A 12,185-nucleotide genomic window follows, 5' to 3' on the forward strand; every position below is an offset into this window, starting at 1 on the left:
TAAATTAATGAATTGGCACCTTCAAAACACTTCCTACAAAACTATTAATGGCAATTTCTACACTCGGTAAATCTTTTGAAGTTAAATAAGAACCCAGCACATGGTTTCCGGCATTTGGAATGGCAACTTTACGCTTCAAATCATCAGGCGTTCCTAAATCATTAAACATTTTCAGCATGGCATCTACCCGCACCACAGGGTCTTGCTCCAGATCATTTTTGTAGTAATAAAGCAAGAGCACGGGCTGTTTAACTTTTTCGAAAACAGTTTTTGTCATCGTGCTTTCTACAAATTCCTGAAGTTCTACTAAAGATTCTATTCGGTAATTGGTGTACCAGTATTTTTTAAACTCTTCTGATCGGCCATTCACTATCCTTTCATCACTTTTTAACACTTTCCGGGCAATTTGCAATCCCCAGGGGTCGTTCAAGAGCCAGGCCTTTTTATCATTAATGGCTACATTCGGAGACATGAGAATTAAACTGTTAATTTTCGGATAAGTAGCAGCCAGTTTTAGCGCCACCGTTCCTCCGGTTGAAGTGCCAATTAAAATTACTTTTTTACCTAATTTCTGACCAATGGCATAAGCTTGCTTGCTGGTTTCCCAAAGCCTGTCGGCGGTAAAATATTGCATGGGCGCTACGGTGTCAATACCATGATCGGCTAAACGTGCCAGGTATAAATTGGCTTTTAATTCTTTCGCCAGATTGAGATAAACGGGATTTCCTTCCATTTTGGAAGCAGAAAAGCCATGTAGATAAACCACTGCATACTCCGTTTGTTGATGAGTGGAATCTGCCCAGATAATTTCGGCCTCGTTTCCTGGCTTTAGTTTATTGGCTTTTTCCATCGCACTTACGTAGCCATCAAGATCCTGAATATCTGGAACGGAAGCCAACGAAGTATCATACATTGGTTTCTTTGGCTTCGGCCCAAGTAAATACCCTGCGATAAGGAATACCGAAAAACCAATTAGTACTTTATAACGCTTTTTCATTAGTCCTAAATTATTGGTTTAAATGTAAACTTTTGAACGATGAAAGTAAATTTTTGAGCATCTGATTTTCCAGTTTGAGGGGAAGATTATTTGCAACAACTTTCAATTTAAACCTGATTGCGCCCAATAGCCCACAGCCCGAAGAATTGAGGGTAAGGACTATAGGCAAAAGCAGGAGGGAAGATGTTAATGATTACTGCCGTTGCTTTCCAGCCCATTAGAATGCTTCATAATACATTACTTTTTTATGGGAAATTAGCTTAAGTTTGCAATCAAAACTTTTCGACTTAATGCCGGGAATCGAACAGATAAAAAAACCTATAGCAGCTGATATCAAAGCGTTTGAAAAAACGTTTAAGGAGTCTATGCATAGCGACGCACCGTTGCTGGATAGGATTACCCACTACATTGTTAAACAAAAGGGCAAACAAATGCGACCAATGTTCGTGTTTTTTGCGGCTAAACTGTGTGGTGGTATAACTGAATCTACCCATCGTGGGGCTGCTTTGGTGGAGTTGTTACACACCGCAACGCTGGTACATGACGATGTGGTAGATAATGCTTATGAGCGCCGTGGATTTTTCTCTATCAATGCACTTTGGAAAAATAAAATTGCCGTATTGGTTGGCGATTTCTTACTCGCGAAAGGATTGCTGCTTTCAGTAAACAATAACGAACATAGATTGTTACAAATTGTATCTGAAGCCGTTAAGCAGATGAGTGAGGGAGAATTGTTGCAGATTGAAAAGGTGCGAAAAATGGATATTTCGGAGGAGCTTTATTTCGATGTTATTCGTCAGAAAACAGCTTCTTTAATTGCCTCATGTTGCGCTGCGGGTGCGGCTTCGGCTGGTGCAGATGATGAAGTGATTGAAAAAATGCGCTTGTTTGGCGAAAAGGTTGGGATTGCTTTTCAAATCAAGGATGATACCTTCGATTTTGGAACAGATGATGTAGGAAAGCCTTTAGGAATCGATATTAAAGAAAAGAAAGTAACACTTCCTTTGATTTATGCGCTAAACCGTGCCGAAAAGCCTGAACGAAAACGAATCATTAATTTGGTTAAAAACCATCAGGATGATCCGGTAAAAATTCAACAGATTATAGATTTTGTAAATGGACACGAGGGTGTTTATTATGCAAACGAGAAAATGTTACAATACCAGGAAGAGGCATTTGATATTCTGCGTCAGTTTGATGCGGGAGAAGCCAGAACAGGTTTAGAACAACTTGTACTTTATACTACCGAACGTAAAAAATAATGAGTAATGAACTGCTTTTTAGTATTGGTTTTCTGCTGTTTATCGTCATCATTCTGGCTTTAGACTTAGGTCTTTTTAGTCGTAAAGAACATGTAGTGAGCTTGAAACAGGCGGGAATCATGAGCTTAATCATGGTTGGTTTTGCAATTGGTTTTTACTTTGTGTTACTTACCGAAGGTCATCAATTACATGGGATTAAGGATTTTGCCCATCTCCAGGAAATTGTTACCAAACACCAGCATCATATTAAACTGATTCCAAATGATTTTGAAGCCAGTTTGGGTGTTTACAAAAAGAATTTAGGTTTAGAGTTTCTAACCGGATATGTAATTGAGTATGCTTTATCTGTTGACAATATCTTTGTTATTGTACTGATCTTCTCTGCATTTGCGGTAGAGGAAAAATACTATCATCGTGTACTGTTCTGGGGGATTTTAGGCGCTATTATCATGCGTTTCATTTTCATTTTTGTTGGTGCTGCCTTGATTACTAAATTCGCATGGATTCTCTATATCTTTGGTGCCTTTCTTGTTTTTACTGGTGTTAAAATGTTTTTCAGTAAAGAGGAAGATGAGAAAATCGATCCTGAAAATCACCCAGTTGTTAAATGGGCCTCGAAGATATTTTCAATACACCCTAAATATGAGGGGAAGAATTTCTTTGTTAAAATTGATCACAAGACCCTGGTTACACCGCTGTTTTTAGTTTTACTAATTGTAGAATTTACTGATTTATTATTCGCTGTAGATTCTATTCCAGCTATTTTTGCGGTTACGAAAGATCCATATATAGTATTCTTTTCGAATATTTTCGCCATCATGGGCTTACGTTCCATGTTCTTTTTACTGGTAAATATTATCCATAAATTCCATTACCTGAAAACTGGTTTGGCAGTATTGCTGGCTTTTATCGGAGTGAAAATGTTGGGCCACGTTTACCTGGAAAAATTAGGTTTTACTACACAGCATTCGCTGATTATTATTATTAGCATTTTAGTGATTAGCGTAGTTGCATCATTGGTTTTTCCGAAAAAGGTATTGCATAAATAATATATTACCACCTTAGGTATCTAAGACTATTAAAGTCAATATTCTTAGGTTATATTTCTAAGTAGTCTTAGGTGGTCTGAGTTTTTTTGAAAATCTTCCTTACAGTTCGTGCTTAATCAAGTTAAAATAACTTTTGATTTTAAGCAAAATAGTGTTTAATGATTGTATATAAAATCCTTAAGAATTGATTATTATATTTGATTATGGAAACATTTGTCATTCAAACGAAAATCTCATCTCAAACTAAGGGTGTAAAGGATGCTTTAGAAGCTTTGCATGTAAAAATGAAACCTTTTGGGAATGAACACGAGGTTTTGCCAGATCATATTTCAAAACTCCTAAATAAAGCTTTAACGGAAGCCGATCAAAAAGAATTTACTTTGCATGAGGATTTCATGGAACACATTAAATCTAAATACGAAAAGTAATTGCCTCTCAAAATTATTTGGACTGAAACCTCTAAAGAAACATATATTTATGTTTTAGATTACCTCAATGACATTTGGGGACAAAAGTATGTTAATAATTTCCTGAAGAAATCAAATAAAATTTTCAACTTGATTTCTTTAAATCCGCAGATGTTTCAGCATATTTATGAAAATGAAACAGTAAGAAAAGGATTTTACACAAAAACTGTTCTTTTTTATATCGTGTTAATACAGATTATATAGAACTACTTGTGTTTTGGGACACGAGGCAAGAGCCATTCTTAACATAAAAGGCAAAATATACGTTACAACTTAATAGCTAAGCCTAAATTTTGTATTTTCATCGAATCAATCAGCAACATTATTCATGAAATACTTTTTCTCAACAGTAATTATTTGTAGTATCCTCTTCGCTAATGCTCAGGATAAATTTGGAGATGTCTTCTCTAAAATTAACAATGATGTACAACAAAACTCAAAAGCATACCAAACACTTAAATATGAAACTGAAACTATCGGCCATAGGTTAACTGGTTCAGCAAATGGAGCGAAGGCAGAACAATACGCTTATGACTTATTAAAATCTTATGGTTGCGACGTTAAATTTCAACCATTCGAAGTAGAAAGTTGGGCCAGAAAAACAGTAACGGTAGAAATCGGAGCAGACAAAAACAGTATAAAAAAGATGAAAGCTGTAACGCTGGCACATTCTCCTGTTAACGCTGACATTACCGGTGACATTGTTGACGCGGGTAATGGAATGGAAGTTGATTATCAAGCAGATCCAGCCAAGTTTAAGGGAAAAATTGCATTAATATATTTAGGTGTTTTACCAGGCTCACCTGCCGGAACAAAATCACTTCATCGTTCAGAGAAAACTGCCATCGCAACTAAGTATGGCGCAACTGGCGTAATCATCATCAATACCGTTAAAAATGGAGTGCTGTTAACCGGAACGGCATCTGTAACAGGAAAGTTGATTCCAATTCCGGCAGTATGTATCGGTCTGGAAGATGGAACGGCATTAAAGGAAAAATTAAAAAGCCAATCACAGACGGCGCATATTGCGATGACTAATTTTTCTGGATTAATTAAAGCCAGAAATGTAGTGGCTACTTTTAAGGGTACAGAATTAGCGAAAGATAAAATTGTAGTCGGCGGGCACTTAGATAGTTGGGATTTAGCCACTGGTGCCATTGATAATGGAATCGGTTCATTTGCAATTATGGATATGGCGAGGACTTTTAAAAAGCTAAACTTAAAAACAAAGCGTACTGTAGAATTTGTATTGTTTATGGGAGAGGAGCAGGGTTTATTAGGTTCTAAGGCCTATATCGATCAAGCTAAAAAAGATAAAAATCTGGATCAGGTTAAATTTATGCTGAACTACGATATGACGAATGATCCAAAAGGATTCTCAACTTCTCGTGTTGAAATGAAGGATTTGTTTACTTCCTGGGGAGCAGAGATCGTAAAAATCGACACCGGATTTAAGAATTTATTCAATGCTGGTGCTGGTTTGCATAGCGATCATCAGCCGTTCATGTTAGCAGGAATTCCTACTGGCGGTGGCTTCGGAGGTAAATTGCCAAACAATTCAGGACCATTCTATCACTCTGATGGCGATTCGTTTAAACTCGTAGATGAGCAGGAGTTAAAAAATACGGTTCGTTATAGCGCCATGCTCACTTATGCATTAGCCAACACCCCAAAAATTTCTGTGGGTGTTCAGGGCGAAGATGAACTGAGGGCCTTCTTAGAATCTCAAAATTTAAAAGAACCATTAACAATTGCTGGGGAGTGGAGGTGGTAAAATTCATTGCGTAGATTTTCCTTTGGGTTGATTACACTTATTTTATGATAACACAGGTTTTACCGTTGGGATGATTCCATCGATTCTTGTTATGATCCCAATATTATATCTTCAACCTTTACACTTATTTTATCCACTAATATAACTCTCCAGTTGAGATATCGTTTGTTTTTGATCGGCGATAATGAATTTTACTACATCCCCGATTGACATCATACCTTTTACTTCATCATTTACAACAATGGGTAAATGGCGAATGTGTTTATCAGTCATTAATTCCATACAGTAATCAATAGAATCACTTAAGGTAATCGTAATTGGGTTTGGCGTCATAGCTTCTTTAATTAAGGTATCTTTTGATGATTTACCTTGAAGGATGATTTTCCTGGCGTAATCACGTTCAGTGAAAATGCCCGATAGCTTTTCATTTTCCATCACAAGCAAAGCACTGATGTTTTTATCAGTCATTACTTTTAAGGCATTTAATACCGAGATGTTTTCAGGCACAGCAATTATTATTGCTTGTTTCGTATCTAGTAAGTGTTTTACGGTTTTCATAACTGATTTATTTGGTTAAATCAATTTAAGAAATAATTAGCTGAAAATCAAAGTTTTATTTTTGTTGATGCCATGGTTACAAAAGGAATACAGTTTTAAGTGCAATAAACCTGATGGTACGAGAAGCCTCTGGTTTTTCTATTGGAACATGTAGGGGCCAGCAGGACTGATGTAACGAAAAATATTGAATCTGCTTTCAAAATCCTGATATAAATATGAACTATTTTACATTGCGTAAACCACCTTGCTCTTTTAATTATTTGGCTTTCACAAAGGGATGCCGTAACTTTACATCACATTTAAAAACAAATAATTATGTCATCAGTAGAGACAACTTATATCCCTTACAAAGTTAAGGACATTTCACTGGCAGAATGGGGCCGTAAAGAAATCGGATTAGCCGAAGCAGAAATGCCAGGTTTGATGAGTTTACGTGAAGAATTCGGTCCTTCACAACCTTTAGCAGGTGCGCGCATTGCAGGCTGTCTGCACATGACCATCCAAACGGCTGTTTTAATTGAAACATTAGTGGCTTTAGGTGCAGAAGTAACCTGGTCATCATGTAATATTTTTTCCACTCAAGATCATGCTGCTGCTGCAATTGCTGCTGCTGGGATTCAGGTTTATGCCTGGAAAGGATTAAACGAAGAAGAATTCGATTGGTGTATTGAACAAACTTTACACTTCGGCCCGGAGCAAAAACCATTAAATATGATTTTAGATGATGGTGGCGATTTAACCAACATGGTTTTTGATCAATATCCTGAGCTGATTGCTGCAATTAAAGGTTTATCAGAAGAAACTACAACAGGAGTTCACCGCTTGTACGAAAGAATGAAAAACGGAACATTGCACTTACCGGCAATTAACGTGAATGATTCTGTAACTAAATCTAAATTCGATAATAAATACGGATGTCGTGAATCATTAGTAGATGCGATTCGTCGTGCAACTGATGTCATGATGGCAGGTAAAGTAGCTGTTGTTTGCGGTTATGGTGATGTGGGTAAAGGTTCTGCAGAATCATTAAGCTCACAAGGTGTACGTGTTATTGTTACCGAAATTGATCCGATCTGTGCATTACAGGCTGCTATGGAAGGTTACGAAGTTAAAAAATTAGCTACTGCAATTAAGGAAGCTGATATCGTGGTAACCACTACTGGTAATTGTGATATTGTTCGCGAACAACACTTCAGAGCATTAAAAGATAAAGCAATTGTTTGTAACATCGGTCACTTCGATAACGAAATCGATATGGCTTGGTTAAACGGTGCTTATGGCGATACTAAAGTTGAAATTAAACCTCAGGTTGATAAATATACTATTGACGGTAAAGATGTAATCATCTTGGCAGAAGGTCGTTTGGTTAACTTAGGTTGTGCAACAGGTCACCCAAGTTTTGTAATGAGTAACTCATTTACCAACCAAACTTTAGCACAATTAGAGCTTTGGACTAACACTGATAAGTATGAAAACAAAGTTTATGTTTTACCTAAGTATTTAGATGAGAAAGTTGCTCGATTACATTTAGCTAAAATTGGTGTAGAATTAGATGTTTTAGATCAACACCAGGCTGATTACATTGGCGTACCTGTAGAAGGTCCATTCAAATCAGACGAATATCGTTACTAAAAAAATAGTCGTGAGTCTATAGTTCAGAGTCATGAGTTGAGATATAAAAGGGATGTGCAAAAATTGCATATCCCTTTTTTTGCATTTATCTTTTTCAGTCATCCGATGAATATGTAAAGTATGCAGATATTCATCCGATGATTAGGTGTGATTTCTTTTTTCAAATAAAATGAAAAATGCTGTCACATTCCCATACTTCTTGCGTCTTATAATCGGAGTTGAGCTGAACTTTCCATCACAAACAAACTAAAATCATCATTTTATCTATGAAAAATTGCTTACTTATTTTATTATGCTTATTATCTACGAAAGTCTTCGCACAAGAAGAAGTTGCTGTTACCGGTAAAGTTATCGAAGAAAAAACCAATATGCCTTTAGAGTATGTGGGAATTGTTCTGACAAGCAAAGCTGATTCCACTAAGAAAATAGGGGTGGTAAGCAATAAATCAGGGGAATTTTCTTTCAACAATGTGTTCAATGGAGATTATTTGTTGAAAATATCAGCCATGGGCTATAATTCAGTTTCGAAAGCCATTCACGTTAATGGTAAAATATTGGATTTAGGAACACTAAAGATGAAGGAAGATGCTATTGCATTGAAAGATGTTTCTATTGCAGGGAAGTACGCTACTGCTACTATCAAAAAAGATACTGTTGAGTTTAATGCCGATGCCTATAAAACTCAGCCTAATGCAGCAGTTGAAGATTTATTGAAGAAATTACCTGGTGTAACCATTGATAAAGACGGAAGTATTCTGGTACAAGGACAAAAAGTAACCCGGCTAACGGTAGATGGAAAAGATTTCTTCGGTACTGATCCAAAAACAGCCACCAAAAACTTACCAGCAGATGTAATTGCGAAGGTTCAGTTAATTGATAGCAAAACACTTGAAGCGAAGGCTACAGGAATCGACGATGGTCAGCGGGAAAAGGTACTTAACTTAACCATCAAAGAAGATAAAAAGAATGGTTGGTTTGGGAATGCGAATTTATTTGGTGGTACCACAGATAAGTACAATAGTTATTTAAGCGCAAATCACTTTACCAAAAAAAAGCAGTTTGCCATTTTGGGTATGAGTAATAATGTGAGTAATGCCAGTTTTCAATATGAAGATTTAAGCAGTTTTACAGGTGGTAATTTAGGGAATATTTTTGCCCCTCCGGGTGGTGGAGGTTTTTCGATAAACGTTAATAATGGGCGTACTACTATTGGCGGCTCTGGAGTTTTCGATAATAGCGCTATGGGAGCGGTGACTACCCATAGTGGTGGCGTAAATTTTAGCAACAGTTGGGGAACTAAAGACAAGTTGACATTGAGCAGCAGTTATTTCACGTATTTCAGCAAAGGTTTAGGAACCAGGTTCTCAAATGTGCAGGATATTAATCAAGATGATGTATTAAGGACGAATGAAATCTCCAATCGCAATTCAGATAATCAGGCGCATCGTTTCAACTTCAAAGTAGAATATCATCCTGATTCATTAACAGATCTTACTTTTCGGTCTAACGCCATCTTAAATTATACTACTAATATCAATAGCAGGGATTTTAATACTACGCTTGATCTTGCCGGAAAAACAAATGATGGCAACCAGTTCCTGGATCAGCGGAATTCTACGCCAGCTTTTTTTGGAGAGCTTTCGGCTACGCGCCGCCTAAAAAAAGGATCTGTCATTATCGGCTTAAACGGAACGCAAAATACTTTTAACTCCAATTGGCTAAATCAATCGATTATCAATAACTACCGGGCGGGAGGTGTGGATATTACCGACTTAAACCAACAAGCAGAACAACAAAATAAGTCGAGAAGTACATCTGTTGCCATCAACTATATCCGACCGATTATTGATAAAAAATTAAATAGTAATATCGCCTATATCAGAAACGATGGAAAGGTTGATGCACAACAATCAACGCTGAGTTATAATCCGTTAAATAATACATACGATACAGTTGTTCCTGATCTCAGTAATCTGCTGGAAAACAGAACATGGACACAAACTGCTCGAGTAGGTTTGATTTATAACCGTACACAATGGACTTATAATTTGGGTTTTGGGTTTCAGGAGACTGGATTAGATGCTTCAGCTTTTAATAGTGCAGGTGTTAATATTAATAATATTGAAAGGAAATATTATAACATCCTGCCGAGGATTAGCCTTAATTTCAGAAACACCACCAATCAAACACTACAGTTAAATTATAATGCAAATGTTAATCTGCCATCGGTAAATGATCTTCAACCCGTTCAAAACAATACCAATCCATTGTACCGGCGTGAGGGAAATCCAGATCTGGAAGCCAGAAAAAGCCATCGCTTATCTGTGAATTTCAACACCTTCAGTGCTGATAACAATAAATACTGGAATGGTTATTTTTTAATTAATTATAGTTTAGATGATGTTGGCAACAGTATTGTTTACAGAGATGGCGTTCAATATGTGCAACCTGTAAATGTAGATGGTAACTATTACATCAATACCGGTACCAATTTCGGTCAGCCTACGAAAATTAAAGGTTTGAGATCAGGTTATGGGATTAATTTATTTGTCTCACACGGCACCTCTTTTATCAATAACGAGAAAAATATTACCGACCGTTACAATTTCGGACCGAATGCCAATGTGAGTTACGATATTGATGATAAAATAAATGCCGGAATTTATATCAGTGTTCAATATAGTAGGGTGAATAACTCACAGCCGAGCGCCATTGATAATAAATATTTCAATTTCTCTAACAGTGCAAACCTTAGTTATGAGTTTATTAAAAACACCCGCTTAAGTGGCGAATTGCAGCACAATGGTACTGCGGGTAGGGCCGATGGATTCAATAATAATGTGTTTCTATTGAACGCCGGTTTTGAGCAATACTTCATGAATAGAAGAATAACCCTGGCTTTAAAAGGATTTGATATTTTAAATCAAAATACAAATATAGACCGAACAATTAATGGAAGTAGGATAGAAGATATTCGTTTCAATACCATCACCAGATATTTTTATCTATCGCTAAATTACAAGATCAGTAAAGCCGGAGCATCTAAAGAGAGAAGTAATCCGCGGAGTACGGTGAATTAATTACATTTTTCAATCATTACGGATTATTTGTGAATAATTTATTTTGTTACCAATTTGGTAATATATTTGTGTAAATTATTTTTCATGCGTGTCATTGCAAAAAAAAACATTGGTAAACTTTTATAAAAAACATGCAAACGCGAAAGCAAGTCTTGAGGCTTGGTATGGAGAGATAATAGAACAACGTTGGGAAAAGCCTGAGGATATTATTAAACTTTATCCTACGGCTGATTTAATTACTGGAAAACGATTTGTTTTTAACATTAAAGTAAATCATTATCGATTAATCGTCGATATAGAGTTTAAGTTAAAGATTATTTTTGTGGTATGGGTTGGAACTCATGCTGAATATGATAAAATTAAAGTGGAGGATGTAAATTATGTTAAAAATAATTAAAACAGAGGAAGAATATGAATTGGCTTTGAAAAAGGCATATTTATTAATGCAAGAAAATATTGTTTTAGGTTCTGAACAGGCTGATGAACTTGAATTACTTGCATTATTAATTGAGCATTATGAAGAAGCTCAATATCCAATTTTACCTCCATCTCCAATAGACGCCATAAAATTTAGATTAGAGCAATTGGGAAAAACGCCAACAGAATTGTCGAAAATATTTGGGGCACGAAGTCGCCAATCTGAAATACTTAATGGCAAACGCAAGTTAAGTTTGAATATGATACGTAAACTTCATGAGGTCTTGAATATTCCTGCTGAAAGTTTGATAGGGGCATACTAATTTTTTGTCTAATTATAATTTTATCTGGTCAAAAGTTAATTTAGTTTTCTCTCCCCAAATATCTTTACGCATTGCCTTTGCCGCTTTAATATAATTATTTTGTGATGGATTATCAATGAAATCTTTGATGCTTAAGATAACTTGATCGGATGAATATAAGATACTATGATAATAATATTCTTTTATTTGATTTAAGTAATCTTCAGCCGTTTCATTCAAAACTTGCTCATTAAGTGAAAAGTATCTTTTCTTATTAATATCTAATGCACATGCCATGAAAATAAGCATAGAGCGATATTTGTCTTCGTTAATTTTTTGTTTAGATAATTCTATTTCATTTTTTTTATCTAAATAAGATTTTAAATAAGTTGCTAGGATACCACCAACTAATGCGCTTATTAATCCAGTTAATATTTGAGTTATGCTAATCATTGAATTTATGATATGTTTCTTTTAAAATGTTGATAAAGCGAAATCTTTAAAGGTAAATGATAGGTTGAATATACAGCCTTATTTGGAATTATTTATTGGCCATTTGGTACGGCTGAATTCAATTATTAGTCATTTGCCACCTAAACCCGATATTCGCGAATGCCGATTCTTCTTCGGCAGCAGCATTAGCGGGA

At 35.9% G+C, this 12,185-nt stretch carries 11 protein-coding genes; 8 read left to right on the forward strand and 3 right to left on the reverse strand.

All coding sequences use genetic code 11. The annotated features are described in order from the left end of the window. Positions 1-4: 4 nt before the first annotated feature. Positions 5-997, reverse strand: a complete 993-nt coding sequence (locus tag ACN1CD_RS08210; protein WP_419129927.1) for an alpha/beta hydrolase — start codon at positions 995-997, stop codon at positions 5-7. A gap of 290 nt (positions 998-1,287) precedes the next feature. On the opposite strand from ACN1CD_RS08210, the gene ACN1CD_RS08215 reads away from it, so the two are divergent. From ACN1CD_RS08215 to ACN1CD_RS08230, 4 genes are all read left to right on the forward strand, one after another. Next, complete coding sequence (locus tag ACN1CD_RS08215; RefSeq protein WP_419129928.1) at positions 1,288-2,259, forward strand: polyprenyl synthetase family protein; 972 nt, start codon at positions 1,288-1,290, stop codon at positions 2,257-2,259. Further along, a complete protein-coding gene (locus ACN1CD_RS08220) occupies positions 2,259-3,308 on the forward strand; it encodes a TerC/Alx family metal homeostasis membrane protein (RefSeq protein ID WP_419129929.1) in 1,050 nt (349 codons plus the stop codon). Before ACN1CD_RS08215 ends, ACN1CD_RS08220 begins: the two co-directional genes overlap by 1 nt. A gap of 203 nt (positions 3,309-3,511) precedes the next feature. Further along, complete coding sequence (locus tag ACN1CD_RS08225; RefSeq protein ID WP_419129930.1) at positions 3,512-3,736, forward strand: DUF2683 family protein; 225 nt, start codon at positions 3,512-3,514, stop codon at positions 3,734-3,736. A gap of 367 nt (positions 3,737-4,103) precedes the next feature. Then, a complete protein-coding gene (locus ACN1CD_RS08230) occupies positions 4,104-5,549 on the forward strand; it encodes a M20/M25/M40 family metallo-hydrolase (protein ID WP_419129931.1) in 1,446 nt (481 codons plus the stop codon). Between the two features lie 129 nt (positions 5,550-5,678). Here the strand turns inward: ACN1CD_RS08230 and ACN1CD_RS08235 are convergent, their stop codons facing one another. Beyond that, positions 5,679-6,107 carry a CBS domain-containing protein gene (locus tag ACN1CD_RS08235; protein WP_419129932.1) on the reverse strand — a complete coding sequence of 143 codons (429 nt, stop codon included), beginning with the start codon at positions 6,105-6,107 and terminating at the stop codon, positions 5,679-5,681. A 315-nt stretch (positions 6,108-6,422) separates the two neighbouring features. Between ACN1CD_RS08235 and ahcY the strand changes: the two genes are divergently transcribed. From ahcY to ACN1CD_RS08255, 4 genes are all read left to right on the forward strand, one after another. After that, the gene (ahcY, locus tag ACN1CD_RS08240; RefSeq protein ID WP_419129933.1) at positions 6,423-7,739 is read left to right on the forward strand and encodes an adenosylhomocysteinase; all 1,317 of its coding nucleotides are present in this window, start codon (positions 6,423-6,425) and stop codon (positions 7,737-7,739) included. Positions 7,740-8,005: 266 nt separating this feature from the next. Further along, positions 8,006-10,819 carry a TonB-dependent receptor gene (locus ACN1CD_RS08245; protein WP_419129934.1) on the forward strand — a complete coding sequence of 938 codons (2,814 nt, stop codon included), beginning with the start codon at positions 8,006-8,008 and terminating at the stop codon, positions 10,817-10,819. A 94-nt stretch (positions 10,820-10,913) separates the two neighbouring features. Continuing rightward, on the forward strand, positions 10,914-11,216 hold the full coding sequence (locus tag ACN1CD_RS08250; RefSeq protein WP_419129935.1) for a type II toxin-antitoxin system HigB family toxin: 303 nt from the start codon (positions 10,914-10,916) through the stop codon (positions 11,214-11,216). Then, positions 11,200-11,559, forward strand: coding sequence for a helix-turn-helix domain-containing protein (locus ACN1CD_RS08255; protein WP_419129936.1), 360 nt, complete (start codon positions 11,200-11,202; stop codon positions 11,557-11,559). Before ACN1CD_RS08250 ends, ACN1CD_RS08255 begins: the two co-directional genes overlap by 17 nt. A gap of 12 nt (positions 11,560-11,571) precedes the next feature. Here ACN1CD_RS08255 and ACN1CD_RS08260 read toward each other — a convergent pair whose 3' ends face one another. Beyond that, the gene (locus ACN1CD_RS08260) at positions 11,572-11,991 is read right to left on the reverse strand and encodes a hypothetical protein (protein WP_419129937.1); all 420 of its coding nucleotides are present in this window, start codon (positions 11,989-11,991) and stop codon (positions 11,572-11,574) included. Positions 11,992-12,185 lie beyond the last annotated feature (194 nt).

It is taken from the genome of Pedobacter sp. N23S346 (genome assembly GCF_048515415.1).
GTDB lineage: Bacteria > Bacteroidota > Bacteroidia > Sphingobacteriales > Sphingobacteriaceae > Pedobacter.

Coding starts and splice junctions, on each gene's coding strand:
- ACN1CD_RS08210 (WP_419129927.1), bottom strand. CDS start 997: ATGAAAAAGCGTTATAAAGTACTAATTGGTTTTTCGGTATTCCTTATC.
- ACN1CD_RS08215 (WP_419129928.1), top strand. CDS start 1,288: ATGCCGGGAATCGAACAGATAAAAAAACCTATAGCAGCTGATATCAAA.
- ACN1CD_RS08220 (WP_419129929.1), top strand. CDS start 2,259: ATGAGTAATGAACTGCTTTTTAGTATTGGTTTTCTGCTGTTTATCGTC.
- ACN1CD_RS08225 (WP_419129930.1), top strand. CDS start 3,512: ATGGAAACATTTGTCATTCAAACGAAAATCTCATCTCAAACTAAGGGT.
- ACN1CD_RS08230 (WP_419129931.1), top strand. CDS start 4,104: ATGAAATACTTTTTCTCAACAGTAATTATTTGTAGTATCCTCTTCGCT.
- ACN1CD_RS08235 (WP_419129932.1), bottom strand. CDS start 6,107: ATGAAAACCGTAAAACACTTACTAGATACGAAACAAGCAATAATAATT.
- ahcY (WP_419129933.1), top strand. CDS start 6,423: ATGTCATCAGTAGAGACAACTTATATCCCTTACAAAGTTAAGGACATT.
- ACN1CD_RS08245 (WP_419129934.1), top strand. CDS start 8,006: ATGAAAAATTGCTTACTTATTTTATTATGCTTATTATCTACGAAAGTC.
- ACN1CD_RS08255 (WP_419129936.1), top strand. CDS start 11,200: ATGTTAAAAATAATTAAAACAGAGGAAGAATATGAATTGGCTTTGAAA.
- ACN1CD_RS08260 (WP_419129937.1), bottom strand. CDS start 11,991: ATGATTAGCATAACTCAAATATTAACTGGATTAATAAGCGCATTAGTT.